General features: G+C 44.7%; 23 protein-coding genes. 18 read left to right on the top strand and 5 right to left on the bottom strand.

Annotated features, from left to right (window positions below; all coding sequences use genetic code 11):
- Nucleotides 1-40: 40 nt before the first annotated feature.
- Nucleotides 41-2,101, bottom strand: a complete 2,061-nt coding sequence (gene metG / locus AB4154_RS07860; protein WP_372122661.1) for a methionine--tRNA ligase — start codon at nt 2,099-2,101, stop codon at nt 41-43.
- A gap of 157 nt (nt 2,102-2,258) precedes the next feature.
- On the opposite strand from metG, the gene apbC reads away from it, so the two are divergent.
- The 3 genes from apbC to AB4154_RS07845 all read left to right on the top strand — a co-directional run bounded on the left by apbC (nt 2,259) and on the right by AB4154_RS07845 (nt 6,479).
- A complete protein-coding gene (gene apbC / locus AB4154_RS07855) occupies nt 2,259-3,335 on the top strand; it encodes an iron-sulfur cluster carrier protein ApbC (RefSeq protein WP_372122659.1) in 1,077 nt (358 codons plus the stop codon).
- 257 nt (nt 3,336-3,592) lie between these two features.
- Nucleotides 3,593-4,234 carry a uridine kinase gene (gene udk / locus AB4154_RS07850; RefSeq protein WP_004734002.1) on the top strand — a complete coding sequence of 214 codons (642 nt, stop codon included), beginning with the start codon at nt 3,593-3,595 and terminating at the stop codon, nt 4,232-4,234.
- 106 nt (nt 4,235-4,340) lie between these two features.
- Nucleotides 4,341-6,479, top strand: a complete 2,139-nt coding sequence (locus AB4154_RS07845) for an AsmA family protein (RefSeq protein ID WP_372122657.1) — start codon at nt 4,341-4,343, stop codon at nt 6,477-6,479.
- A gap of 223 nt (nt 6,480-6,702) precedes the next feature.
- On the opposite strand, the gene cobO is transcribed toward AB4154_RS07845, so the two are convergent.
- Nucleotides 6,703-7,308: a cob(I)yrinic acid a,c-diamide adenosyltransferase gene (gene cobO, locus AB4154_RS07840; protein ID WP_017062158.1), complete on the bottom strand. Its 606-nt coding sequence runs from the start codon at nt 7,306-7,308 to the stop codon at nt 6,703-6,705.
- 84 nt (nt 7,309-7,392) lie between these two features.
- On the opposite strand from cobO, the gene AB4154_RS07835 reads away from it, so the two are divergent.
- A complete protein-coding gene (locus AB4154_RS07835) occupies nt 7,393-7,842 on the top strand; it encodes a low molecular weight protein-tyrosine-phosphatase (protein ID WP_017067202.1) in 450 nt (149 codons plus the stop codon).
- Between the two features lie 114 nt (nt 7,843-7,956).
- Here AB4154_RS07835 and AB4154_RS07830 read toward each other — a convergent pair whose 3' ends face one another.
- Nucleotides 7,957-9,504, bottom strand: a complete 1,548-nt coding sequence (locus tag AB4154_RS07830) for a SulP family inorganic anion transporter (RefSeq protein ID WP_017062156.1) — start codon at nt 9,502-9,504, stop codon at nt 7,957-7,959.
- 258 nt (nt 9,505-9,762) lie between these two features.
- Entirely contained in the window at nt 9,763-12,918 is a 3,156-nt protein-coding gene (rne, locus tag AB4154_RS07825) for a ribonuclease E (RefSeq protein WP_372122655.1), read from the bottom strand.
- Nucleotides 12,919-13,536: 618 nt separating this feature from the next.
- Between rne and rluC the strand changes: the two genes are divergently transcribed.
- Nucleotides 13,537-14,481, top strand: coding sequence for a 23S rRNA pseudouridine(955/2504/2580) synthase RluC (gene rluC, locus AB4154_RS07820; protein WP_017054981.1), 945 nt, complete (start codon nt 13,537-13,539; stop codon nt 14,479-14,481).
- A gap of 266 nt (nt 14,482-14,747) precedes the next feature.
- Here the strand turns inward: rluC and AB4154_RS07815 are convergent, their stop codons facing one another.
- A complete protein-coding gene (locus AB4154_RS07815) occupies nt 14,748-15,329 on the bottom strand; it encodes a nucleoside triphosphate pyrophosphatase (protein WP_017067204.1) in 582 nt (193 codons plus the stop codon).
- 149 nt (nt 15,330-15,478) lie between these two features.
- On the opposite strand from AB4154_RS07815, the gene yceD reads away from it, so the two are divergent.
- From yceD to AB4154_RS07750, 13 genes are all read left to right on the top strand, one after another.
- Nucleotides 15,479-16,006: a 23S rRNA accumulation protein YceD gene (yceD, locus tag AB4154_RS07810; RefSeq protein ID WP_017062153.1), complete on the top strand. Its 528-nt coding sequence runs from the start codon at nt 15,479-15,481 to the stop codon at nt 16,004-16,006.
- 35 nt (nt 16,007-16,041) lie between these two features.
- Nucleotides 16,042-16,212, top strand: a complete 171-nt coding sequence (rpmF, locus tag AB4154_RS07805; protein ID WP_004737376.1) for a 50S ribosomal protein L32 — start codon at nt 16,042-16,044, stop codon at nt 16,210-16,212.
- Nucleotides 16,213-16,221: 9 nt separating this feature from the next.
- Nucleotides 16,222-17,247 (top strand): phosphate acyltransferase PlsX, encoded by a 1,026-nt coding sequence (gene plsX, locus AB4154_RS07800; protein ID WP_017062152.1) that lies wholly within the window; start codon nt 16,222-16,224, stop codon nt 17,245-17,247.
- A gap of 5 nt (nt 17,248-17,252) precedes the next feature.
- A complete protein-coding gene (locus AB4154_RS07795; protein WP_017054985.1) occupies nt 17,253-18,203 on the top strand; it encodes a beta-ketoacyl-ACP synthase III in 951 nt (316 codons plus the stop codon).
- 80 nt (nt 18,204-18,283) lie between these two features.
- Nucleotides 18,284-19,207, top strand: a complete 924-nt coding sequence (fabD, locus tag AB4154_RS07790) for an ACP S-malonyltransferase (protein WP_017063479.1) — start codon at nt 18,284-18,286, stop codon at nt 19,205-19,207.
- A 25-nt stretch (nt 19,208-19,232) separates the two neighbouring features.
- Nucleotides 19,233-19,967, top strand: a complete 735-nt coding sequence (gene fabG / locus AB4154_RS07785; RefSeq protein ID WP_010437280.1) for a 3-oxoacyl-ACP reductase FabG — start codon at nt 19,233-19,235, stop codon at nt 19,965-19,967.
- A gap of 166 nt (nt 19,968-20,133) precedes the next feature.
- The gene (acpP, locus tag AB4154_RS07780) at nt 20,134-20,367 is read left to right on the top strand and encodes an acyl carrier protein (RefSeq protein ID WP_004737381.1); all 234 of its coding nucleotides are present in this window, start codon (nt 20,134-20,136) and stop codon (nt 20,365-20,367) included.
- Between the two features lie 93 nt (nt 20,368-20,460).
- Nucleotides 20,461-21,705, top strand: coding sequence for a beta-ketoacyl-ACP synthase II (gene fabF, locus AB4154_RS07775; protein ID WP_010437291.1), 1,245 nt, complete (start codon nt 20,461-20,463; stop codon nt 21,703-21,705).
- A gap of 104 nt (nt 21,706-21,809) precedes the next feature.
- Nucleotides 21,810-22,688: an aminodeoxychorismate lyase gene (pabC, locus tag AB4154_RS07770; RefSeq protein WP_017070538.1), complete on the top strand. Its 879-nt coding sequence runs from the start codon at nt 21,810-21,812 to the stop codon at nt 22,686-22,688.
- Complete coding sequence (gene mltG / locus AB4154_RS07765) at nt 22,685-23,701, top strand: endolytic transglycosylase MltG (RefSeq protein WP_372122653.1); 1,017 nt, start codon at nt 22,685-22,687, stop codon at nt 23,699-23,701. Before pabC ends, mltG begins: the two co-directional genes overlap by 4 nt.
- A 10-nt stretch (nt 23,702-23,711) precedes the next feature.
- Nucleotides 23,712-24,344 carry a dTMP kinase gene (gene tmk / locus AB4154_RS07760; protein WP_372122651.1) on the top strand — a complete coding sequence of 211 codons (633 nt, stop codon included), beginning with the start codon at nt 23,712-23,714 and terminating at the stop codon, nt 24,342-24,344.
- 6 nt (nt 24,345-24,350) lie between these two features.
- Nucleotides 24,351-25,316 (top strand): DNA polymerase III subunit delta', encoded by a 966-nt coding sequence (locus AB4154_RS07755; protein ID WP_017062147.1) that lies wholly within the window; start codon nt 24,351-24,353, stop codon nt 25,314-25,316.
- Entirely contained in the window at nt 25,307-26,074 is a 768-nt protein-coding gene (locus tag AB4154_RS07750; protein ID WP_372122649.1) for a TatD family hydrolase, read from the top strand. Before AB4154_RS07755 ends, AB4154_RS07750 begins: the two co-directional genes overlap by 10 nt.
- Nucleotides 26,075-26,218: the final 144 nt, after the last annotated feature.

Here is a 26,218-nt window from a genome sequence, read left to right as displayed (position 1 = left end):
GATTTAGTGATGGGTGCTTGTTATCTGACTGGAGTCAGAATTACATTACACGCATACCAGGTTGAGCACCTTCGTGTGGCTCAAGGATCCATAGGTCGCTGCCGCCAGGGCCCGCTGCTAGGATCATGCCTTCAGACATACCAAACTTCATCTTACGAGGTTTTAGGTTTGCTACCATTACAGTTAGCTTGCCTTCTAGCTCTTCAGGTTTGTATGCTGATTTGATACCAGAGAATACTTGGCGAGTCTCACCACCGATGTCTAGTTGGAACTTCAGTAGTTTGTTCGCTTTTGGTACTTCTTCACAAGAGATGATACGAGCGATACGCATGTCTACTGCTGCAAAGGCATCGAACTCAATCTCGTCTGCGATTGGCTCTTTGTCTAGCTCAGTTTGGCTTGCTTGCTCTTTTTCAGCTTCTGCTTTTTCTTTCGCTGCTGCTTCAGCGGCTGTATCTTCTTTAGAAGACTCAACCATTGCTTCCACTTTCTTAGGGTCAATGCGGTTGAATAGCGCTTTGAACTTAGTGATCTCGTGATCAGTTAGCGGAGTAGCAATCGCTTCCCACGTTAGCTCTTCGTTTAGGAAAGCTTCAGTGCGAGCTGCAAGCTCTGGCATCACTGGTTTCAGGTAAGCCATCAGTACGCGGAATAGGTTAATACCTACAGAAGAAACTTGTTGAAGCTCAGCTTCTTTGCCTTCTTCTTTTGCAAGAACCCAAGGTGCTTTTTCGTCGATGTACTGGTTAGCTTTATCCGCTAGTGCAGTGATTTCACGGATAGCACGGCTGAATTCACGAGTTTCGTATAGCTCACCGATACGCTCAGCAGCAGCAACGAATTCGTTGTATAGCTCAGGCTCTGCAAATTCAACAGCTAGCTTGCCTTCAAAACGCTTAGTAATGAAGCCAGCGTTACGAGAAGCTAGGTTAACAATCTTGTTTACTACGTCAGCGTTTACACGTTGAGTGAAGTCTTCAAGGTTAAGATCTAAGTCATCGATGCGGCTGTTTAGTTTCGCAGCGTAGTAGTAACGTAGACACTCAGGGTCTAGGTGGTTTAGGTACGTGCTTGCTTTGATGAATGTGCCTTTCGACTTAGACATCTTCGCACCGTTCACTGTTACGTAGCCGTGTACGAATACGTTGTTTGGCTTACGGAAACCTGCGCCGTCTAGCATTGCTGGCCAGAATAGGCTGTGGAAGTAAACAATGTCTTTACCGATGAAGTGGTAAAGCTCAGTTGTGCTGTCTTTCTTCCAGTATTCATCGAAGTTTAGATCGTCACGTTTGTCACATAGGTTCTTGAAAGAAGCCATGTAGCCAACAGGTGCGTCTAGCCATACGTAGAAGAACTTGTCTTTTTCGCCTGGGATTTCAAAGCCGAAGTAAGGTGCATCACGTGAGATATCCCACTGTTGCAGACCAGACTCAAACCATTCCTGCATTTTGTTTGCAGTTTCATTCTGTAGAGAGCCAGAACGAGTCCACTCTTTAAGCATGCTTTCGAACTGAGGTAGGTCGAAGAAGAAGTGCTCAGAGTCTTTCATTACTGGAGTTGCGCCAGAAACCGCTGATTTAGGGTTAATTAGCTCAGTTGGGCTGTATGTCTCACCACAGTTATCACAGTTATCACCATACTGGTCTTCTGACTTACACTTAGGGCAAGTACCTTTTACGAAGCGGTCTGGTAGGAACATCTCTTTCTCAGGATCGAAAAGCTGAGAAATAGTGCGGCTAGAAATGAAGCCGTTCTTTTTAAGTTCTAAGTAGATGTGAGAAGCCAGTTCACGGTTCTCTTCGCTGTGTGTGCTGTGGTAGTTATCAAAGCTGATATCAAAGCCAGCGAAGTCTTTTTGGTGCTCTTCACTAACAGCAGCGATCATCTCTTCTGGCGTGATACCCATCTGTTGAGCTTTAAGCATAATTGGCGTGCCGTGAGCATCGTCAGCACAGATGAAGTTTACAGTGTTGCCACGTAGACGCTGGTATCGAACCCAGATATCAGCTTGGATATGCTCAAGCATATGGCCAAGGTGAATAGAGCCGTTAGCGTACGGAAGCGCACAAGTTACCAAAAGTTGTCTTGGATCAGTTGCCATACTTAATAATTCGCTTTTTTGATAGGTATAAATTTGAGAGGTAATACTACTTTATAACGTGTGATACGCCAAGGTATCAGACTAAGGATTCCCCTAGTTTTTTAGGGGTTCAGTCTTCATCTCGTGGGTGATAGCATAAATAAAAAAAGGAGTCCCAATGCGTAACTTTACTTCTAAGCAAGATTTCTGTTCATGGTTGAATGAGTTCGAGTCACCAATCCTCATCCCAGAGTGGGCGCTACACCAAACTATTGTATCGGTTGATCCGCGTGGATCATTTGTTATCACCTTACCTTTTGCCGCTAATCAGCTTGCGGTTGAATTGGAACAGTGGATTCACTCTCAGATTGAACAACAGCTTGTTAGCGCTTTTCAGTTTGAAGTGAAGGTGAAGCCGTCTGCGTTAGAAACCACGGTTGCGACACCATTGAAGGGGGTGAAGAACATCATCGCCGTGACATCTGCAAAGGGTGGGGTGGGTAAATCGACCACTTCAGTCAACCTTGCTTTGGCTTTATCTAAGTCTGGTTCAAAAGTGGGTTTGTTGGATGCGGATATCTATGGTCCTTCTGTACCTATGATGCTTGGCCAATTAGATGCGAAACCAGAAGTCCAGAATAACAAGTGGATGATGCCAATCGAAGCGCACGGTATTTTCACTCACTCTATCGGTTATCTTGTGTCGAAAGATGACGCTGCGATTTGGCGCGGTCCAATGGCGGCCAAGGCTTTAGGTCAGCTTGTTAACGAAACCGTATGGCCAGAGTTGGATTATCTAGTTATTGATATGCCACCGGGCACGGGCGATATTCAGCTGACGTTATCGCAACAGATCCCAGTGACCGGGGCTGTAGTGGTGACCACTCCTCAAGATTTGGCGCTAGCGGATGCACGTAAAGGCGTAGCGATGTTTGATAAGGTGAGTGTGCCAGTCGCAGGCTTAGTTGAAAACATGAGCTATCATATTTGTAGTCACTGTGGTGAGAAAGAGCATATCTTTGGTGCTGGTGGTGCCGAAGCTATGTCAGAAGAGTTTTACCTCGATATTTTGGCACAGATCCCTCTTCATATTGATGTGCGAGAAGATATCGATGCAGGTTGCCCGACGGTGATTCGTCGTCCAGATAGTGAACATACACGTCACTACTTAGAGCTTGCAGAGAATGTGGCTGCGAAGATGTTCTGGACCGGCAAGGCGAGACCAGAAGCGATTAACTTTTCTTTGGTTGAATAGCGAAAGATAATCAAAAAGTTGTGTTAATCATGTTGGATTAGATAAATAGCGGTTGGATTTAGGCTGATAGCCATTGGGGTTGTGCAAATAGTTGTAGGCAAGTTATTTGAAAGCAAACGATTGCATTCATTAAATGCATTGATATCATCAATTTGACTGCAATTAGCTAAAATGGCGACTAGAATCTATGTGCTTTAGCCCCTATAATCAGGCGGTTTATCTCTTCCCACCACCAAACCATATCGGGTGCAAAATTAATGTCTGATAATAATCAATGTGTCATCGTAGGTATCGCTGGCGCTTCAGCTTCAGGAAAAAGTCTGATTGCTAGTACAATTTATAATGAATTGCGCGAAAAAGTAGGCGACCATCAAATTGGTGTTATCACGGAAGATTGCTATTACAGCGACCAAAGCCACTTGAGTATGGAAGAGCGTGTTAAAACTAACTACGATCACCCAAATGCACTAGATCATGATCTTTTATGTGAACATCTACAGCAGCTAATGAGTGGCAACGCCGTAGAAGTTCCTGAATACAGCTACACAGAGCACACACGTACTTCTGAAACGACTACACTTACTCCAAAGAAAGTGATCATTTTAGAGGGTATTCTGCTTCTAACAGACCCGCGTCTTCGTAAACTAATGCACGCAAGTGTGTTTATGGATACACCATTAGACATCTGTCTATTACGCCGTGTTAAGCGTGATGTAGAAGAGCGTGGTCGTACAATGGACACTGTACTTAAGCAATACCAAGAAACAGTACGTCCAATGTTCATGCAGTTTATCGAGCCTTCAAAACAACATGCAGACATCATCGTTCCTCGTGGTGGTAAAAACCGTATTGCGATTGATGTGCTAAAAGCGCACATTGCGAAGTTGTTGAAGTCTTAATCGAATAAAATTTTGCCTAAGTGACTCACTTAGCTTTATTTTTTACCGAATCAGTGGCACTTTTATAGTGCCACTTTCTTTTGGAATCTAAGCAAGGAATATGCGGATGAAGAAACTACTCATTTTCATAGCTGTACCAGTGTTTGTTGTCGTTGCAGCAATTCTGGCACTAGTGCTGTTAGTGAATCCCAACCAATTTAAGCCATTAATTGTCGAACAAGCCCAAAAACACACAGGCCTAGAGCTAGTGATCGAGGGTGATATCAGCTGGCAATTCTTCCCATCCATTGGCTTTGAACTTGGTCAAACTGAATTACGCAACCCTGAAGGTTTTACGCAACCTAACCTATTTAAGGTTGATACCGTTGGCGTTGACGTTTCGGTTACTCCGCTATTTAGCAACCAACTAGAGATCGGCAACATTACTCTAGATGGTGCAGAATTCTATTTAGAAACGCTTAAAGATGGTCGCAAGAACATTGATGCACTAACGCAAGCGTCAGCGCCTCAAGAATCTGAGCCTGCAGCAGGCTCAAGTTCTGAATCAGCGCCTGCCCCTCAAGAGCAAACTACCACAGACGCATCGGGTTGGACGATCAACCTTGCAGGCGTAACTGTATCAAACGCATTGTTTGAAATGGACGACAAGCAAGCGGGTTCATTCACTAAGCTATACGATGTGTCTTTGAATCTTTCTGAGTTTGCCGTTGATACATGGACAACCGCGACATTTGCGGCTTCTGGTGAGAACAATCAACAGAAGTTCTCTGCACAAGGCAGTGCAGAATTCAAATTAGCTGAAGGCTTTGCAAGTTACGCACTTCGTAATATCGACTTAAACGCTAAGTTCAATGATCCAGCGACGTCGATTGAGTCAGCAAAAATTGGCTTGAATACGTTTGAGTTCGATAAGGTAAACCAACTGACTTACGCTGTAATCGGTAATGCAGCTGGCCTTGACCTTGATCTTAAAGGTGGCGGTGAACTTACTGTTGATAGCGCGATTTCAAAAGTAACGCTGAACAAGTTAACGTTAGACTCAACATTCAAAGGCGACACGCTTCCTCAGTCTCCAATGAAAGTCGACATGCTGTCTGACTTAAGCTTCGATCTTAACAAGAGCCACCTGAGCTTTGTGTTAGAGAAGCTACAAGCTAACGCTATTGCATTAGACGGTAAAGCAGACGTAATCCTATCTGAAATACCAAAGGTTCGTTTCTCTCTTCATAGCCCGAATATTGATTTAGATGAATTCTTAGGCTTAGGCAATACAACAGAAACAGCGAGCACAGCGCCTTCTGGTTCTGCTGGTGGTTCAACGTCAAGTTCTGGTAGTTCAGATCCAGCTAAAGAAGTGGAACCTGATCTGTCGGCTCTGAAAACGTTAGACGTGAAAGGTGACATCACGATTGATAAGTTCAAGGCGAACAACGCGAAGATGCAGAATGTTAAAACCGCATTTTCGGTTAACCGTGGTATAGCAGAGCTAACCTCATTCACCTCGAATCTTTACCAAGGTTCTATTTCTGCTACTGCAAAGTTAGACGCTCGTAAAACACCAGCGACTTACACGGCTAAGAAGAAAATCAAAGGCGTGAAAGTACAACCGTTACTGGTTGATGTTGCAGATAACGATATGCTGGAAGGTACCGGTAATATTGATGTCAACGTGAAAGGTAAGAGTCTAACTCCGACGGGTATCAAGAAAAACCTAGTCGGTACTATCGCGATTAACTTTGAAGATGGTGCAGTTAACGGCATCAACGTAGCTCAACTGATTCGAGAAAACTACGCTAAGATCAAGGGCGAGAAAGTTGAAAGCACAAATGAAGCTCAAAAAACGGACTTCAGTGCAATGAAAGCGACGCTGAAAGTGGATAAAGGTTGGGTTTCAACTAACGACTTATCAGCACAGTCGCCACTGTTACGTGTGACAGGTCAAGGTAAAGCAAACTTCATCAATGAAACGGTCGATTTCCTTGTGCGTACATCAATTGTGGGTTCACTTGAAGGTCAGGGCGGTAAGAGCATCGACGACCTGAAAGATGTGACTATCCCAATTAAGGTAACAGGTCAGTGGGCAGCCCCGAAATTTGCACTTGTTTTTGATGATGTATTGAAACAGAAAGCACAGAAAGAAATTGATCGTGGTTTAGAAAAGTTAGACGAAAAGTACGGTGACAAGATCAAAGATGAGAAAACAAGAGACGCAGTAAACGGTCTACTAAAAGGTTTGTTTAACTAGTCTTCATCTCATTTAAAAATGAACAAAGCGCCACTCCTGTTGTAGGAATGGCGCTTTTTATTTTTGGCTCGATAATACTCAAGAGAGATTCCCTATGACACTCGTCCCTCGCTCTAGGGAATGACGATAGGCCGTCGTCCTTTGTTCAAGAGCGTAACGGCCTAGTGGTCGTCATCCTCGAGAGGGAAGAATGACCGAGTCGGGGATCTCTGGTTGAAGGTGATTACCAGTCAACGCCTTGTAGCGCTTTAACACCAGATTCAAAAGCGTGTTTCACATTGCGAACTTCAGATACTGTATCTGCTATCTCAGTAAGAGTACGGTGCGCGCCACGACCTGTAATGATGACAGACTGCATCTTCGGGCGGTTATTCAACGCCTCAACCACTTCATCGAGTTCGATGTAACCGTAGCTAACCATGTAAGTCAGTTCATCAAACAGAATCACATCGATCGACTCATCAGCCAGCATGCGTTGGCACTCTTTCCATACACGCTGCGCAGCTTCAATATCTTGCGCTTTGTTCTGAGTTTCCCAAGTAAAGCCTGTGCCCATGACTTGGAACTCGACATCAAGCTTTTGCAGAACGTTTTTTTCGCCGTTATCCCAGGTACCTTTAACAAACTGAGCAACGGCGCATTTCTTACCATGACCAACTGCACGTGTAATCGTACCAAAACCGGATGTTGATTTACCTTTACCGTTACCCGTGATGACCAGCAATAGGCCTTTTACTTCTTGTGCTGCAGCGACACGTGCATCGACTTGTTCTTTTACTTTCTGTTGTCTTGCTTTGTGGCGTTGTTCTTTGTTGTCTTCAGTCGACATAACAAATCCTTTTAAGTTGTGATTGCGTCTATCATAGCCTAACTTAACGATAGCAAAAACCATCGGAAGAACAGGTGATTAGGGATGAAAAAGATACTCGTAGTTTGTATGGGGAATATTTGCCGCTCGCCAACAGGTGAAGCGGTGCTAAGGAAGAAAGCGCAACAGCTGGATATTGATGTTGTGGTCGACTCTGCGGGGACGATTGGTTTTCATCAAGGCAACCCGCCAGACTCGCGATCCAAATCTGCAGGAGAGAAGCGAGGCTACAGCTTTAAGGGGATTACTTCTCGTAAAGTGGTAGATAATGACTTCGAAGAATTTGACCTGATACTCGCGGCCGATAGGGCGAATTTAGACGACTTAATGAGCCAATGCCCAGTTCACCTCCAATACAAGCTCGCATTATTTTTGAGCTTTGGAGAGTCACAATATCAAGAGATCCCCGATCCGTATTATGGTGAGGGAAATGGTTTTGAATTGGTGTTGGATTTAATCGAAGAGTCTAGCGAAGCGATACTGCGTTCGATGTAGTGTAGGAACAATGTACGTCGTTTTGTTATCAGCGTAAGGGCTGACCGATAGGTATAAAAAAGGCCGACATTGAATGTCGGCCTCTCTAAATCTAACTTAAAGCTACAGCTAAGATTACTTAGACATTACTTTGTAGATTGGGTCTTCTGCAACGTTCGCTTCAACTAAGCTACCTGCTTTGTGCAGCATAGCAACACAGTCTTGGCTTAGGTGGCGAAGGTGAAGTGTTTTACCTAGCGCCGCGTAACGGTCAGCAATCGTGTCGATCGCTTCAATTGCAGAGTGGTCAGTCACGCGTGAGTTTGCGAAATCAACGATTACATCTTGTGGATCGTTGTATGCGTCAAACAACTCTAGGAAGTTAGCCGTTGAACCAAAGAAGATTGGGCCGTTAACTTTGTACTCTTTTGAGCCTTCAGCGTTTACTGATGTATCTGCGTAGATGTGTTTAGCATGTTGCCAAGCAAACATTAGCGCAGAAGCGACAACACCAACACCTACTGCCACAGCAAGATCAGTCAGTACTGTTACTACGGTAACAAGAACGATAACGAAGAAGTCTTGTTTAGGAACGCGACGCGCAAGCTTGAAGGTTGCCCATTCAAATGTGCCGATAACAACCATGAACATTACGCCCACAAGTGCTGCTAGAGGAATCATTTCAATCAGTGCAGAACCGAACAGGATGAACATCAGTAGTGCAACTGCGGCGACGATACCTGAAAGACGACCACGACCACCTGAGTTTACGTTGATCATCGATTGACCGATCATCGCACAACCACCCATCGCACCGAATACAGAACACGTTACGTTAGCCATACCTTGACCAACACATTCACGGTTAGATTGACCACGAGTGTTTGTCATTTCGTCTAGTACTGTCAGTGTCAGCAGAGATTCAATCAGGCCGATAGCCGCAAGGATAATTGCGTAAGGCAGGATGATCTGTAGTGTATCTAAAGAAAACGGAACAGCAGGAATTGAGAATGTTGGAAGAGAGCCCGCTAGCGTAGCAGCTTCGTCACCAGACATTGTACGTAGGAAGTCGACAACAGTGCGAGTTTCAAGGTCAAGACCCACAACCAAAGCCGTTACTGTAACAATAGCAACTAATGAAGATGGTACTGCTGTTGTTAGCTTAGGTAGGAAGTGGATGATAGCCATTGTAAGGGCTACTAGACCTAGCATTAGTGTCATTTGACCGCTTGGTAACCAAGTCAACGCACCTGTTACGTCTGGCGCTTTAAATTGACCAAGTTGAGCTAGGAAGATAACAATGGCCAAACCGTTCACGAAACCAATCATTACTGGGTGTGGAACGATACGGATAAATTTACCTAGTTTAAATACACCTGCTGCAATTTGCAGAAGGCCAGCCAGCATAACGGCTGCGAATAGGTATTGAACACCATGGGTTGCCACTAGGCTCACCATTACAACGGCCATTGCGCCGGTTGCGCCAGAAATCATACCTGGACGGCCGCCAAAGACAGAAGTGATTAAACCTACGATGAATGCTGCATAAAGACCAACCATTGGGTCAACGCCAGCAACAAAGGCGAATGCTACAGCTTCAGGTACCAGAGCCAGGGCTACTGTAAGACCTGAAAGCACGTCATTCTTTACAGAGTGCTTTGAAAATTGTGGGAATTCGAACATGTTTGCTCAGCTATGCTTAAGATGGATTTACCGACACGGGTGTATTGCGTAGCCAAACAGTGATGGAAAAGAGCGGCAATAGCGAAGTGTCGAAAAGATAAGTGCGCGAATGCTACCCAAAAATGTGATTAAGTTCAAGGTTGAACCTAACTTTGAGTAATATATCTGTTAATTTTTATTCGATTAGTAGATATGAAAAAGGCTGCTTTAATAAGCAGCCTTTGATTCTATTTACTCACGATTACCTATCAGTAATCACTAGTAGTTTGGCTTAGTCATCGCCGCGCCAGCTTTGTTCGACGCTGCCTGACTGCCTGCACCTTTCGATACAAAACGTTCAGTGCGGAACGGAGCTGCAATCACTTCAATCTCTTTGATCTCTTGAGGACCAGGAGCTTTAGTCATTGGTGAACCGGCTTGCTTCTTAGCAACAGCTGCCTTTGGTGCCGCTTTAGGAGCTTCTGCTTTAACAACAGGTGCTTCTTCAACTTTTGCACTTTCAGCTTTAGGCGCTTCAGCTTCAACAACTGGTGTTGCTTCTGCTTGCACAGCTTCTGCTACAACAGGCGCTTCAACTTTCGTCGCTTCTGCAATCACTGGAGCTTCAACTTTCGCGGTTTCAACAACCACTGGTGCTTCTTCAACGACTGCAGGAGCTTCAACTACAGCAGGAGTCTCAGCTACTTGAGCTTCAACAGCAGCATCTTCACGACGGATGATAACTTTACCCATTGCAAGCTCTGGACATGCGAAGCCGCCAGTCATTGCTACGTTGCTTTGTGGTGCCGTCTCTAGAGCAACATTCTGCTCTTGAACAGATGTTTGAGCTTCAGCTGCTACTTGAACTTCAGCCACTTCAGGCTTTGCCTGCTTGTGGTGAGGTTTTGGAATGAAGCGAGGCATCACTTTACCCATAGCCATCTCTGGAGAAGCTACACCACCTTTACGTAGGCGGAATGGGTTAGGGCGACGATCACGACCGCGACGACGACGTTGACCACTTGCACGTAGGTGACGTGGAGAACGACGGTTACGACGTTGTTTCGGCTCTTCCTGTTCAGTTTGCTCTGCATTCGCTTGAGTTGCTTCTACTTGTTCCGCAACTTTTTGCTCTTGAGCTACTGACTGTTCTTTTGAAACAGATAGTTCTTTAGCAGCAACCTGCTCTTTTGAAGCGTTATCTTCAGCTTGAGCTTGTTGGTCTTTAACACGAACTTGCTTGTTCAGTTTACGACGCTGACGACGCTCTTTAATCTTAGCTGCTTTCGCTTCAGGTTTAGCCTTAGGCGCTTCCGGTTTACCAGCTTGTGCTTCTGCTGCTAGCTGTAGACCTTCTTCTGCTAATTTAGATGGTGCTTGCTCTTCGCGTTGCTTCTGCTCATCACGTGGCTTGTTGCGACGGTCTTGCTTAGGCTTGCGAGGCTGACGAGCTGCTTCTTTTTGCTCTTCAGGCTTCTCATCACGAGCTGGCTTACGGCGGCGTTTGTTGTCACGGTTTTCGTTACGATTGTCACCACGTTCACCACGGTCGTTACGCTGTTCGCCACGCTCACCACGTTGGTTACGACGACGGTTATCGTTACGATCACGCCGTTGACGGTTGCCGTTGTTACGATTGTTTTTAGGTTTTTCTTCTTCTTTCTTCTCTTCTTCTTTTTTCTCTTCTTGAGTTGAAGAGCCAAATAAGAAGCTACCGATAGCTTTGAAGAAACGACCAATTAGGCCTGGTTCTTGAGTCGCTGCTGGTTCAGCTTTCTTCTCTTCTACAGCTTTAGGTGCTGGAGCAGGAGTTGGTGCTGATTGAGCAGGAGCTGCGAAGCCTTTCAGAGCAGGTTCTTCGATCTTCTTAGGACGAATAGTCTGTTCAGCAGGCTCTTTGCTTTCCGCTTCTTTTAGAGCTTCTAGCTTGTTAGGCAGCAAGTAAGATAGTAGATCGAACTCTTCACCTTCACGAACACGGATAACCTCAAAATGCGGCGTTTCCATGTCTGAGTTAGGAACAACAGTGATCTTAACTTCTTGGTTCTTCTCGATGTGGTTTACTGAGCGACGTTTTTCGTTCAGAAGGTAAGAAGCGATTGGAACAGGCACAACAGCAAGTACTTGTGCTGTGTTGTCTTTTAGAGCTTCTTCTTCAATCAAACGTAGAACAGAAAGTGCTAGAGATTCGTTATCACGAACAACACCAGTACCTGTACAACGAGGACAAATGTGGTGGCTTGCTTCTGCTAGTGATGGGCTCAAACGTTGACGAGACATCTCTAGAAGACCAAAGCGAGAAATACGACCAATCTGAACACGTGCGCGATCTAAACGAACGGCATCACGTAGACGGCTTTCTACTTCGCGTTGGTGGCGAACCGGGGTCATATCGATAAAGTCGATTACAACAAGACCACCTAGGTCACGTAGACGTAATTGACGTGCAATTTCATCGGCAGCTTCTAGGTTAGTGTTAAGTGCTGTTTCTTCAATATCGCCGCCCTTTGTTGCACGAGCAGAGTTGATATCGATAGAAGTCAGTGCTTCTGTTGGGTCGATTACGATAGAACCACCAGATGGAAGACGAACTTCACGTTGGAAAGCAGATTCGATCTGGCTTTCAATCTGGTAATGGCTGAATAGTGGCACTTCACCATCGTATTTCTTAACGCGATTCATGAAATCTGGGCGTATTAATTGAATGTGCGCTTGTGCACGTTCAAAAATAGTATTGCTGTCGATTAGAATCTCGCCAATATCACGACGTAGGTAGTCACGAATTGCGCGAACAATAACGTTACTCTCTTGGTGAATTAGGAAAGGAGCTGCATTTGAATCAGAAGCTTGCTTGATAGCGCCCCAATGGTTCAATAGAACATTCAGGTCCCACTCTAGCTCTTCTGCGCTTTTGCCAACACCCGCTGTACGCACGATTAAGCCCATACCTTGAGGAAGCTCAAGAGTGCTTAATGCTGCTTTCAGTTGAGTGCGTTCATCACCTTCGATACGACGAGAAATACCGCCAGCACGAGGGTTATTAGGCATAAGAACTAAGTAACTACCAGCCAAAGAGATGAAAGTTGTCAGTGCAGCACCTTTGCTACCACGTTCTTCTTTCTCTACTTGTACGATTACTTCTTGGCCTTCTTTTAGCACTTCTTTAATGCTAGGACGGCCTTGGTATGTATAACCTTCAGGGAAGTATTCGCGGGCAATTTCTTTAAGAGGGAGGAAACCGTGACGTTCTGCGCCGTAATCAACGAATGCCGCTTCTAGGCTTGGTTCAATACGGGTAATACGTCCTTTGTAGATATTCGCTTTCTTTGACTCGTGACCTGGACTTTCGATATCTAGATCGAACAGTCGTTGGCCATCAACCAAAGCGACACGCAACTCTTCTTTTTGAGTTGCGTTAATTAACATTCTTTTCATTTAGAAATTCTCATTGTCTTTTCTTATTTTCATCATTGTTCTTATCGCTTTATTTCGTTTCTCATGGTGCCAGATCCCATGGCTTTATCGGTGCAGCCTCCCGGCTGGAGAGGGATGCTCTGGGGCACGTCAGTCATCATAGGGAGTTAGCCTATGATCCGCGATGTGGCGGTGAATACTCAACATGAGTGTACGTGAGTAGAGCGATAAGGAACTCAGTTGACCGTGTCTTACGCCGATTGCAGCACTGTCTAATCTGAGTTATCTACTCATTTACTTGCTTATGAATGGTTAACTGTTTAAATAATAGTCAAACCACTGATAGCAGCTGTGAACTATAGCAGCGGTCGGTAAACACAGCAATCTGCTTTGTCGGAATGCTGTAAAAAAAACAGTTTTTGTTTGGGTTTTGATAGCTCTAACTCACTGTCTATAAATAATTTATCAATTGATATTTTAATTTGCAGGAATCTTGATGCTTTTTTGTTCGAAGAATCAAAGAAATATAGAACTTCAATGACCATTTTGGGATAGATCGGTAAGGATTAGGGATAAATAAGTTCGGAATAGGGCTAAGAAAATATCAATTATCAAAAGTGACAGTGATACAATAGCGCAATGAGCGAAATTAGAACCCAAGTCCAATTCGTCGACATTGACGAAGATATGGCTGGTCAGCGTATTGATAACTTCTTACGCAACCAATTAAAAAACATCCCGAAAAGCATGATTTACCGAATCGTGCGTAAAGGCGAAGTCCGCGTAAATAAAAAACGCATTAAGGCTGAGTACAAACTAAAAGCTGGCGATTTAGTTCGTATCCCTCCGGTTACTATTGAAGAGAAAACAGAAGAGAACGTGCCGAGCACGAAACTCAACAAGGTTTCAGAATTAGAACAGTGCATCATTTATGAAGATGATCACATGCTAATTCTTAACAAACCGTCTGGCACTGCTGTTCATGGTGGTAGCGGATTAAAATTTGGCGCGATTGAAGCATTACGTGCTCTTCGCCCTGATGCTCGTTTTCTTGAATTAGTGCACCGTATCGATAGAGATACGTCTGGCATTTTGCTTGTTGCTAAGAAGCGCTCGGCGCTAAGACACCTTCAAGCACAGTTCCGTGAAAAAACGGTTCAAAAATACTACTTCGCTTTAGTTATGGGCGAATGGAAGAACAGCTGCAAAGTCGTCAACGCACCTTTGTTGAAAAATGAAGTGAACAGCATTGTTCGAGTTAACCCGAATGGTAAAGCTTCTGAAACCCGTTTTAAGGTTTTAGAAAAATTCCAAGAGGCGACGTTGATTCAAGCAAGCCCAATTACAGGCCGAACACACCAAATTCGTGTGCACGCTCAGTATACTGGTCACCCAATTGCTTGGGATGATCGCTACGGTGATCGTCGTTTTGACGCTTACACGGGTAAGGTTGGTCTTGATCGTCTGTTCCTACATGCAGCAAACATCAAGTTCACACACCCAGGTAGTGAAGAGAAGATGGATATCTCGGCGCCAATGGAAAGAAGGCTAGAGAAAGCCCTAACTGGTTTACGTAAGCTTTAAGAAGATACGAGATACGAAGGTATAGAGTGCCTCTAAATTTGTTCTTCAGTATCCATAAATGAGAAAGGTTGACGAATATCGTCAACCTTTTTTGTTTTCATCTGTTGTAGAAGATCCCCAAGTCGCTCGTTCCTCGCTCTTGAGGATGACGACTTTTTAAAATCACGCTCTATATCATTAGTTGGTTAGATAAAATTGCGTGTTCCGCCATTCCCTAGACTGACGAAGGAAGGAGTAGGGAATCTCTAACAAAGAGAGCGTATCCGTTATAGTACACCCATTCCTTGCGCTTCTAACATATCGACTAGATCGATCAGCGGTAAGCCGATCAAAGTATTTGGGTCTTTCCCTTCCATCTGTTTAAACAACGCGATGCCTAACCCTTCACACATAAAGCTACCTGCGCAGTAATAAGGCTGCTCTTTTTCAACATAACTAATGATCTGTTGCTTAGTTAAATCGCGGAAATGCACTACAAAGGTGTCGAGACGTGTGTCAGCTTCATTGGTTTCGTTGTTCCAAACCGAAAGCCCAGTATAAAAAGTAATGCTCTTGCCGCTTTGACGAGATAACTGCTCGATCGCTTTTTCTCGAGTGTGAGGCTTACCAATGATCTCTCCATCAATTACGCAAACCTGATCAGAACCAATGACTAAGCTAGGTTGCTCCACAACACAAGACTTAGCTTTGGTCTCAGCAAGGCGCATCACCAGCTGTTGAGGCGTCTCTTCAGGAAGCGGCGTTTCATCGCAGTCTGGCTTGGCTGTAATGAAGCTTAACTGTAGTTTTTTGAGGATCTCTTGCCTAAATGGTGATGTAGAGGCTAAAACTAGTTGGTAATTTCTCATTTTAATTTACAATTCAAGGAAGCATTTATCTCAGGATAACGTAACTTGTCCTGCTATTCATAATGCTCTGAATAGGAAAGGCAGGAAAGTACATTTTTTTTGCCATTTCCTTTGACTAAACACGATTTGGAAGATAAGATTCGCGCCCTATGCAAAAGGAAAAAATACCGCGTACAGTTGATCCGGCAAGAACGGCTCAAAAACGACTCGATATGGATGGTATCATCCAGGTCAGTCTTTTGAAGCGTCTAACTGAAGCAACTGAAGGCGTAAAACGTGACGCGCAAGTCTCAATGTCATTTGGGCTTGATGAACAACGATTAGTCGTTATCTCTGGTAAAGCTAACGTCGAAGTCGATTTAGAGTGTCAACGTTGTAATGAGGTTTTCGCACATGAGTGCGATGTCCAATTTACTTATACTCCTGTTTACAGTGAGAAAAGTGAAGAGGAAGCACCGGAAGAGTACGATTTGGTAGATCTGAACGAGTACGGTGAGTTAGACCTGATTCAATTAGTTGAAGACGAGTTCATCCTTGGATTGCCACAAATAGCAATGCACGACGATGCGAAATGTAGCGTTAACTCAAATAACTTGGTGTTTGGTGAACTTCCTGAAGAAATTGAGGAAGACAAAAAGCCGAATCCATTTGATGTTTTAAAAAGCTTAAAGAAGTAATTGCTTCTTTAAGAATTTACATAGGAGTAGGGTCAATGGCCGTACAAAAGAGCAAGAAATCACGTTCAATGCGTGGCATGCGTCGTTCACACGATGCGCTAACTACAGCTGCACTTTCTGTAGACGCAACTTCAGGTGAAACTCACCTACGTCACAACGTGACTGCCGAAGGTTTCTACCGCGGCAAAAAGGTTATCAACAAGTAAGGTTGACCTTTGCAAAATCTAACCGTTGCGCTTGATGCAATGGGCGGGGACTTCGGTCCTCGTGTAACAGTGCCTGCCGCCGTGCAGGCACTGTCGTATTTCCCAGAGCTAAAAGTCATTCTAATAGGTGATCGAAACGCGATCACATCTCAATTATCTTCATTAGGTCGAATGCCTGATTCTCGTTTGAGTATCCAGCATTGTGATCGAGTCATTTCCAATTCTGAAAAACCTTCACTAGCCTTACGTAATAGTCAGGGTAGCTCTATGCGTGCCGCTATCGATCTGGTTGCCGAATCACAGGCTGATGCTTGTGTGAGTGGTGGTAACACTGGCGCACTGATGGCTTTATCCCGTTTCAGACTCAAGCTTCTTCCCGGTATTGATAGGCCTGCATTGGTTTCAGCTTTGCCTACTGCATCCGGAAATCGCACATGGATGCTTGATTTAGGGGCGAACGTTTCTAGTGACGCAGATTCACTGTTTCAGTTTGCTGTCATGGGCAGTGCATTAGCAGAACAACATTTAGGTCGCGCACCACGTGTCGCTATCTTGAATATCGGTGCAGAAGAAATTAAAGGCAATGACCTTGTAAAACGATGCGCTGAAATGTTGTCTAATACTCAGTCTGTGAACTTCATAGGCTATATTGAAGGTAATCAATTACTTCAAGATGCTGCTGATGTCGTCGTATGTGATGGTTTTGTGGGCAATGTCTGCTTAAAAACGTGCGAAGGTACGGCTCAGCTCTTTATTGATAAGCTAAAAACGCGCATGATGGCTTCAACAATAAAGGGTTGGATAGCCAGAATGCTGTTTTCTGAGCTATTTACTGAATTAAAAACCTTGAACCCCGACCAGTATAACGGCGCAAGTTTGTTAGGATTGCGCGGCATTGTCATTAAAAGTCATGGAAGTGCTGATGTGTCTGCAGTCGTCAACGCGATTGGTGAAGCAGTACACGAGGTCAAACGACAAGTCCCCAGCCGCATTAGCGATCGTTTGGAAGCGGTTTTACTCGAGAGGCATTATTAGTCTTCATGTATAGCAAAATTTTAGGTACTGGCAGCTACTTGCCATCTCAGGTGCGTACTAACGCAGACTTAGAGAAAATGGTAGAGACTAGCGATGAGTGGATCGTTGCTAGAACGGGTATTAAAGAGCGTCGTATTTCAGCGGAAAACGAAACCGTTGCTGATATGGCGTTTTACGCTGCTGAAAATGCCATTGAAATGGCAGGTATCGACAAAGAAGAGATTGATTTAATCATCGTTGCGACAACCAGCAGTAGCCACACATTCCCGTCTTCGGCATGTCAGGTACAAGGCAAGCTTGGTATCAAAGGCTGCCCTGCGTTTGATTTGGCTGCAGCGTGTTCTGGTTTTGTCTACGCACTGTCTGTTGCTGATCAACACATCAAGACTGGCATGTGTAAGAACGTTTTGGTAATTGGTGCTGATGCACTGTCAAAAACCTGTGATCCGACTGACCGCTCTACTATCATCCTATTTGGTGATGCAGCAGGCGCGGTGGTTGTAGGCGCAAGCGAAGAGCCAGGTATTTTGTCTACTCATATTTACTCTGATGGTAAATACGGTGAGCTTCTAAGCCTAGAAGTACCAGAGCGCGGCGGTGATGCAGACAAATGGCTGCACATGGCGGGCAACGAAGTATTTAAAGTGGCGGTAACTCAGCTTTCTAAGCTAGTTAAAGACACCTTAGCGGCGAACAATATGGATAAGTCAGAGCTTGATTGGTTAGTTCCACACCAAGCGAACTACCGTATTATCTCGGCAACCGCTAAAAAGCTGACGATGTCGCTTGATCAAGTAGTGATTACTCTTGATAAGCACGGCAACACGTCAGCAGCTACCGTGCCAACGGCCCTAGATGAGGCTGTTCGCGACGGGCGAATTAAACGTGGTCAAACGCTTCTACTTGAAGCATTTGGCGGCGGCTTCACTTGGGGTTCTGCGTTAGTTAAATTCTAACCCTAAGCGATAATCAACAAACAAGGCACATAACTTATGTGCCTTATTCAATTTTTTGCTTTGCTTAAAGGAAAATTACAATGAGCAAATTTGCTATCGTATTCCCAGGCCAAGGCTCTCAAGCTATCGGTATGCTTGCTGACCTAGGCGAACAGTATGATGTTGTTAAAAAGACATTTGCTGAAGCTTCAGAAGCACTTGGTTACGATCTATGGGCATTGGTTCAAGATGGTCCTGTAGAAAATCTAAATGAAACTTTTCGCACTCAACCGGCTCTATTAACAGCGTCTGTTGCAATTTGGCGTGTATGGCAAGAGCTTGGCCTAGAGCAACCTGTAAATCTAGCAGGTCACAGCCTAGGTGAATATTCTGCTCTTGTATGTGCCGGCGTTATCGACTTTAAAGAAGCGATCAAGCTGGTTGAACTACGTGGTCAACTGATGCAAGAAGCGGTTCCTGCAGGTGTTGGTGCAATGTACGCAATCATCGGTCTAGACGATGAAGCGATTGCTAAAGCGTGTGAAGAAGCTGCGCAAGACGAAGTTGTGTCTCCAGTTAACTTTAACTCTCCTGGCCAAGTTGTTATCGCGGGTAACAAAGCTGCAGTAGAGCGTGCTGGTGCACTTTGTAAAGAAGCGGGCGCTAAGCGTGCACTTCCGTTACCTGTTTCTGTGCCGTCTCACTGTGCACTGATGAAGCCAGCAGCAGATAAGCTAGCAGTGGCTCTAGAAGCTCTAGAGTTCAACACGCCAGCATTGCCTGTTATCAATAACGTTGATGTTATTGCTGAAACAGACCCTGCAAAAATTAAAGACGCACTTGTTCGTCAGCTATACAGCCCAGTTCGTTGGACTGAAGGTGTACAAGCGATGAATGAGCAAGGCGTTGAGAAGCTACTTGAATTAGGCCCTGGTAAAGTTCTTACTGGCCTAACAAAACGAATCGTAAAAACTATGACAGCTGCTGCAGTTAACGACACTGCATCACTAGAAGCTGCTAAGTAAATAACCACTTAATAGAGAAGTTATGATGAATTTAGAAGGCAAAGTTGCACTAGTTACAGGCGCAAGCCGTGGTATCGGTCGTGCAATCGCTGAACTTTTAGTTGAGCGTGGTGCTAAAGTTATCGGTACAGCTACTTCTGAAGGCGGCGCAGCTGCAATCAGTGAGTATCTGGGTGAGAATGGTAAAGGTCTTGCTCTTAATGTCACTGATGTTGACTCAATTGCTGCTACACTGAAAACCATCAACGATGAATTTGGTGCGATTGACATTCTAGTTAACAACGCTGGTATCACTCGTGATAACCTACTTATGCGTATGAAAGACGATGAGTGGAACGACATCATTGATACTAACCTAACGCCTATTTTCCGCATGTCTAAAGCTGTATTGCGTGGCATGATGAAGAAGCGTCAAGGCCGTATTGTTAACGTTGGTTCTGTAGTTGGTACTATGGGTAACGCTGGTCAAGCTAACTACGCAGCTGCAAAAGCTGGTGTAATTGGCTTTACTAAATCAATGGCTCGTGAAGTTGCGTCTCGTGGCATTACAGTAAACACTGTAGCGCCTGGTTTTATCGAAACAGACATGACTAAAGCGCTAAATGATGACCAACGTGCAGCAACTTTGGCGAATGTACCAGCAGGTCGACTAGGTGACCCTCGCGAAATCGCTGAAGCTGTGGTATTTTTGGCGTCACCTGCGGCAGCTTATATCACAGGTGAAACACTTCACGTCAATGGCGGTATGTACATGGTGTAAATTATGTGCAACATTTGTGCATGATTTAAGTCAAGATCATACGTAATTTCGGTTAAAATCGTGAAAATTGTGGTTTGACCAGAAAAGTTGACCTTGCAACTTTCAATAGATTGAATAAACTACGGAAAACATCGCATAAAGCGAACTCTGTAAAGGAAAAGAAAAAATGAGCAACCTCGAAGAACGCGTAAAGAAAATCATTGTTGAACAGCTAGGTGTAGACGAAGCTGAAGTTAAAAACGAAGCTTCTTTCGTTGATGACCTAGGTGCAGATTCTCTAGACACAGTAGAGCTAGTAATGGCTCTAGAAGAAGAATTTGACACTGAAATCCCAGATGAAGAAGCTGAGAAAATTACTACTGTTCAAGCAGCTATCGATTACGTAACTAGCGCTCAGTAATAATCTCTCCCAGGCGGTCACCTCGACCGCCTGTGTTTTATCTAACTCATCTATCCTCATCTTAAATCACCTCAATCCCCGGAGTGTAAAATCGTGTCCAAGCGTCGTGTAGTTGTCACTGGCATGGGTATGTTGTCACCGGTAGGCAACACTGTAGAATCTTCTTGGAAAGCCCTGCTAGCTGGTCAAAGTGGTATCGTTAATATCGATCATTTTGATGCAACCAATTTCTCAACTCGTTTTGCAGGTCTAGTTAAAGACTTTAACTGCGAAGAGTATATGACTAAAAAAGATGCTCGTAAGATGGACTTGTTCATCCAGTACGGCGTCGCAGCAGGTATTCAAGCTTTAGATGATTCAGCCCTAACTATTACTGAAGAAAACGCTCCACGTGTGGGTGTTGCTATCGGTTCTGGTATTGGTGGTCTTGGTTTGATCGAAGCCGGTCACCAAGCTCTAACTGAAAAAGGCCCTCGTAAGATCAGCCCGTTCTTCGTACCGTCGACGATCGTGAATATGATTGCTGGTCACATGTCTATCATGCGTGGCCTACGCGGTCCAAACATCGCGATTTCTACTGCATGTACGACTGGCCTACATAACATTGGTCACGCGGCTCGTATGATTGCATACGGCGATGCAGACGCAATGCTAGCGGGTGGTGCTGAAAAAGCATCAACTCCACTAGGTATGGGCGGTTTTGGTGCGGCTAAAGCACTTTCTACTCGTAACGATGAGCCTCAAAAAGCTTCTCGTCCATGGGACAAAGGCCGTGATGGCTTCGTTCTTGGCGACGGTGCAGGCATGATGGTTCTTGAAGAGTACGAACATGCGAAAGCTCGTGGCGCTAAGATTTACTGTGAGCTAGTTGGCTTCGGTATGTCGGGTGACGCTTACCACATGACATCTCCAAGTGAAGATGGCTCAGGTGGCGCACTAGCAATGGAAGCGGCTATGCGTGATGCTGGCATTACTGGTGAACAAATCGGTTATGTAAACGCACACGGTACTTCGACTCCTGCAGGTGACGTAGCGGAAGTTAAGGGCATCAAGCGTGCTCTTGGCGAAGCAGGCAGCAAGCAAGTATTGGTTTCTTCTACGAAATCAATGACAGGCCACCTTCTAGGTGCTGCTGGTTCTGCTGAAGCTATCATCACGGCTATGTCTCTGGTTGACCAAATTGTTCCACCAACAATCAACCTAGATGATCCTGAAGAAGGCTTAGATATTGACTTAGTACCTCACACTGCGCGTGAAGTTAGCAACATGGAATATGCTGCATGTAACTCATTCGGTTTCGGTGGTACAAACGGCTGTTTGATCTTCAAAAAGATTTAATCATCTTATTAAAGACGTAAACACTCGTAGATAGTCACAATTAGACTTGTTTTTAAACGGCTTGATGCTTTAGCATTGAGCCGTTTCTTTTTATGGGGAAAAACATGTTTTGGGTTGATGGAGAAAGCCAGCAAACTATCGATATTTTGGATCGCTCGTTTCAGTACGGAGACGGCTGTTTTACGACAATGCTCGTGAGTGATGGTGAGATACAACATCTTCACGATCATCAGCACCGTGTCGACGAGTGCCTTAAAGCACTACGCATTTCTGCTCTTGATTGGGATGTTGTTAGTCTTTGGCTCGATACTGCGCTTCAACACATCCAACATAACGCTCTTCATGGCACAAAGAGCCTTGATGGTTCAAAGAAGCTCCATAACGCCAACAAGCCTCATAATCAAAAAGCAGGGATCAAGCTGCACGTTAGTCGTGGAGCGGGTGGGCGTGGCTACAGTACCAAGAATATCGCCAAGCCGACAATCACCATCAGTACCTTTGATTACCCAAGCCATTATTCAGCGTGGCAAGACTCCGGTGTTGAACTCGGTATCTGCCATCAAGCGCTAGGTTTGAGCCCACTACTGGCTGGCCATAAGCACAATAATCGCCTTGAGCAGATTTTGATGAAAGATGAAATGGATCAAGCTAATGAAGTGGATGGTGTGGTTCTTGATATATCGGGCAATGTGATTGAAACCACCATGGCCAATCTGTTCTGGCGCAAAGGTCAGTCGATATACACACCTCAACTCACTCAAAGTGGTGTCGCGGGGGTTATGCGTAAGCAATTGTTAACCGCGCTGAATCAGGCTGAACTTTCCGTTACAATTAGTGACTACTGCTTATCTCAACTCATGCAAGCTGATGAGGTTTTCATGACAAACTCCATTTTAGGGGTTGCCCCAGTTACCCGTATTAGTGATACCCAATTTAACATTGGAACCGTTACTCGTAGCCTTCAAGGACAACTAAACTCGTGATCAAAAAGTTATTTATTTTTATTATCTTGTGCTTAATTGCAGCCGGTGCTGCTGGTTTTTATGTTTACAACCAAGCGCAAGATAACCTGAAACAAGTTATTCAATTAGAAAAACCACAAGTCGTGACTGTTGCTTCAGGTAGCAGCTTTAACCGCGTTCTAGCCCAGTTGATTAACGAGGGGCTGTTTGAGGCTTCTCCTTACGAGAAATTAATCCGTAAGTTACATCCTGAGCTTGTAGACGTAAAAGCGGGTACTTTCCTGCTTGAACCGGGTTTAACCTTAGAGCAAGCGCTACAGGTGCTTGTAGAAGGGAAAGAACACCAGTTTACTATTACCTTTGTTGAAGGCAGTCGTTTTGACAAATGGCTTGTTCAGCTAAAAGACAACGAATTCATTCAACAGACATTGGATGGCGTTTCTGAAAAAGAGATCGCTGAAAAGTTGGGTATTGAAAACGAAAAGCTAGAAGGTCTCTTCTTAGCAGAAACGTATCACTACACCTACGGCACCACTGATTTAGATTTGTTGAAGCGCGCGCATCGAGACCTAATGAGCGTGGTGAATGAAGAGTGGGAAAATCGAGCGGATAAGCTGCCTCTTAAATCGCCATACGAAGCGTTAATTCTTGCATCTATCATTGAGAAAGAGACCGCTGTTGCGTCAGAACGTGAGCGTGTTTCTTCTGTGTTTGTTAACCGTCTAAACAAGCGTATGCGTTTGCAAACTGACCCAACGGTTATCTATGGCATGGGTGACAGCTACGATGGCAACATCCGTAAGAAAGACTTACGCACGCCAACGCCTTACAACACCTATACAATGAGTGGCTTGCCACCGACACCTATCGCTATGGCAGGCAAAGCGTCTATCAACGCGGCGTTGAATCCAGAGAAGAGCAACTACTTGTATTTCGTTGCGAGTGGAACAGGTGGTCACGTATTTTCAAAGAGTTTGACTGAGCATAACCGTGCAGTGCGAGCTTACTTAAAGCAATTAAGAAAAAACAGATAAAGAAATAATTATGAATCAGTCGAAATTTATCGTGGTTGAAGGCCTTGAAGGCGCTGGCAAAAGCACAGCAATCAATGCCATCGTTGAGACATTAAAAGCATCGGATGTTGAAGATATTGTTAATACTCGCGAGCCGGGTGGTACTGTCTTAGCTGAAAAGATGCGTTCATTGGTTAAAGAAGAGCACGAAGGCGAGAAGCTTCAAGACATGACTGAATTGCTGTTGATGTATGCAGCACGTGTTCAATTAGTCGAGAACGTCATCAAGCCGGCACTCGCCAATGGTCAATGGGTATTGGGTGATCGTCATGATATGTCTTCACAGGCATACCAAGGTGGTGGTCGCCAGATCGCGCGCACGACTATGGAATCACTGAAAGCAACCACGCTAGGCGGCTTTAAACCCGATCTAACGCTATATTTGGACCTAGACCCTAGAGTAGGGCTAGAGCGTGCTAGAGGCCGTGGTGAGCTTGATAGAATTGAAAAGATGGACATCTCATTTTTCGACCGCACGCGTGAGCGCTATCTAGAAATTGCAGAACAAGATGATTCTGTACTTGTGATTAACGCGCAGCAAGAAATTGAGCAAGTAGCCGCTGATATTAAAGTCGCGCTAACTGCTTGGCTCGACAAACAGTAGGTAGTCATGGCTGAAGTGTATTCTTGGCTCACACCGGTATGGAGTGAGTGGAAAAAAAGTCTCGATGCGGAGCGTTTTCCTAACTCTGTGATTGTTAATGCACCGGAAGGGCTCGGCGTTGATGCTTTGATTAGCCAACTTACCGACGCATTGATGTGCACGAACTATGAAAGCGAGTCGTGCGGGTTTTGCCACAGCTGTGAGTTAATGAAGTCGGGCAGTCATCCTGATTTTCATGTGATCTCACCCGAGAAAGAAGGTAAGTCGATCACGGTTGATCAAGTGCGTGCCAGTAACCGCTGGGCTCAAGAGTCTTCTCAGTTAGGTGGTTTGCGCGTTATTTTGCTTAACCCTGCTGAAGCAATGAACGAATCGGCTTCCAACGCACTATTGAAAACTCTGGAAGAGCCATCAAGCAAGTGCATCTTCATTCTGTCTACTCGTAACAGTAATCGCTTAATGCCGACTATTATTAGCCGTTGTCAGCAATTCAATGTGGTTAGTCCGCAGTTAGAGACAGCATCAGCGTGGTTAGATGGTGAAGTGGGCAAAGCGGTACCGCAGTATATTTTAGCACTCAATGACAACGCGCCTTTAAAAGCAAAAGCGATGTTTGAGCAAGGTGGCGTTGAAGCTTCAACAAAAGCGCTCGATGGCTTTGTGAATGTGATAAAAGGCACTCAACCTGACATGCTAAAGTTCTCTACAGAGCTTAGCAAAGACCCTTTGATTCAACTTGGCTGGCTTTGGCATCTATTGTCAGATGTACAGAAGCTGCATTTTGGTTTGGCGAATCAGGCTTTCACTCCGAGTGCGAAAGCACTGTGTGAGGCGATGTCTTATCAAAGTGCTTATGCAGCATCGAATAAACTGCTGACATTGATTGAGCAGTTAAAGCAACACCCTGGGCTCAATACGGAGCTACTCATAATGAATTGGCTGATAGCCACTTGCGAGGAAACATGTTCGTAGATTCCCACTGTCATTTAGACAAACTGGATTACCAAAATTTACACACCAGCGTAGAAGATGTGGTTAACAAGGCGAAGGCTGCTAACGTAGACCAATTGCTTTCTGTCGGTGTGACACTCGATTCGTTTGAAAATATGCTCGAGATGATCTCGCCGTTTGATAACGTTAAAGCCTCTTGTGGCGTTCACCCTCTCGATGTTGAAAGTGATTTCAGCCTAGAGACAATGCGTGAATACGCGAGCAACCCTAAGGTTGTGGCGATTGGAGAGACAGGTTTAGATTATCACTACCAACCAGAGACGGCGGAGCTGCAACAGCTACGATTTAAGCAGCATGTTGAGTTAGCCGTTGAGCTGAATAAACCTTTGATCATTCACACTCGTAACGCACGTGAAGACACATTAGCTATTTTACGTGATGGCGGAGCTGAGAAGTGTGGCGGTGTGATTCACTGCTTTACCGAAGATCAAGCATTCGCAGAAGCAGCAATGGAACTAGGTTTCTATATCTCAATTTCAGGCATTGTGACCTTTAAGCAGGCTACAGAACTTAAAGAAGTTGTTAAAAACCTACCGCTAAACAGGTTGCTGATCGAGACGGATTCTCCATACTTGGCGCCCATTCCATATCGTGGAAAGCAGAATCAGCCTGCATATGTCGTCGAAGTGGCGGCCTACATTGCGCAATTAAAAGGTGTGTCGATGAAAGAGGTTGCCGAACAAACGACCAAAAATTACCAAAAACTTTTTTTGCGATAAAAATCTAAGTAAACAAATAAAAGGGAGCAAAAGCTCCCTTTTTGTGTTTTTGATCACCAAAAATACGTTTTTTTTTAATGTTTACGAATTATGTTGAACTTGAGAGCGCTAATTATAACATTTGTAATTTTGTTACTAAAAATA

Origin of the sequence: Vibrio sp. 10N.286.51.B11 (assembly GCF_041469245.1) — a bacterium.
Lineage (GTDB): Bacteria > Pseudomonadota > Gammaproteobacteria > Enterobacterales > Vibrionaceae > Vibrio > Vibrio crassostreae_C.
Note: the sequence above shows the minus strand (reverse complement) of the source record. Positions and strands in the feature narration are given on the sequence as shown.

Bases quoted from the DNA above. Each gene is read 5' to 3' on its own strand.
- cobO (WP_017062158.1), bottom strand. From the start codon at position 7,308: ATGTCGACTGAAGACAACAAAGAACAACGCCACAAAGCAAGACAACAG.
- fabG (WP_010437280.1), top strand. From the start codon at position 19,233: ATGAATTTAGAAGGCAAAGTTGCACTAGTTACAGGCGCAAGCCGTGGT.
- AB4154_RS07830 (WP_017062156.1), bottom strand. From the start codon at position 9,504: ATGTTCGAATTCCCACAATTTTCAAAGCACTCTGTAAAGAATGACGTG.
- AB4154_RS07815 (WP_017067204.1), bottom strand. From the start codon at position 15,329: ATGAGAAATTACCAACTAGTTTTAGCCTCTACATCACCATTTAGGCAA.
- AB4154_RS07845 (WP_372122657.1), top strand. From the start codon at position 4,341: ATGAAGAAACTACTCATTTTCATAGCTGTACCAGTGTTTGTTGTCGTT.
- apbC (WP_372122659.1), top strand. From the start codon at position 2,259: ATGCGTAACTTTACTTCTAAGCAAGATTTCTGTTCATGGTTGAATGAG.
- tmk (WP_372122651.1), top strand. From the start codon at position 23,712: ATGAATCAGTCGAAATTTATCGTGGTTGAAGGCCTTGAAGGCGCTGGC.
- AB4154_RS07835 (WP_017067202.1), top strand. From the start codon at position 7,393: ATGAAAAAGATACTCGTAGTTTGTATGGGGAATATTTGCCGCTCGCCA.
- rpmF (WP_004737376.1), top strand. From the start codon at position 16,042: ATGGCCGTACAAAAGAGCAAGAAATCACGTTCAATGCGTGGCATGCGT.
- AB4154_RS07750 (WP_372122649.1), top strand. From the start codon at position 25,307: ATGTTCGTAGATTCCCACTGTCATTTAGACAAACTGGATTACCAAAAT.
- rne (WP_372122655.1), bottom strand. From the start codon at position 12,918: ATGAAAAGAATGTTAATTAACGCAACTCAAAAAGAAGAGTTGCGTGTC.
- fabD (WP_017063479.1), top strand. From the start codon at position 18,284: ATGAGCAAATTTGCTATCGTATTCCCAGGCCAAGGCTCTCAAGCTATC.
- AB4154_RS07795 (WP_017054985.1), top strand. From the start codon at position 17,253: ATGTATAGCAAAATTTTAGGTACTGGCAGCTACTTGCCATCTCAGGTG.
- udk (WP_004734002.1), top strand. From the start codon at position 3,593: ATGTCTGATAATAATCAATGTGTCATCGTAGGTATCGCTGGCGCTTCA.
- rluC (WP_017054981.1), top strand. From the start codon at position 13,537: ATGAGCGAAATTAGAACCCAAGTCCAATTCGTCGACATTGACGAAGAT.
- metG (WP_372122661.1), bottom strand. From the start codon at position 2,101: ATGGCAACTGATCCAAGACAACTTTTGGTAACTTGTGCGCTTCCGTAC.
- AB4154_RS07755 (WP_017062147.1), top strand. From the start codon at position 24,351: ATGGCTGAAGTGTATTCTTGGCTCACACCGGTATGGAGTGAGTGGAAA.
- pabC (WP_017070538.1), top strand. From the start codon at position 21,810: ATGTTTTGGGTTGATGGAGAAAGCCAGCAAACTATCGATATTTTGGAT.
- acpP (WP_004737381.1), top strand. From the start codon at position 20,134: ATGAGCAACCTCGAAGAACGCGTAAAGAAAATCATTGTTGAACAGCTA.
- yceD (WP_017062153.1), top strand. From the start codon at position 15,479: ATGCAAAAGGAAAAAATACCGCGTACAGTTGATCCGGCAAGAACGGCT.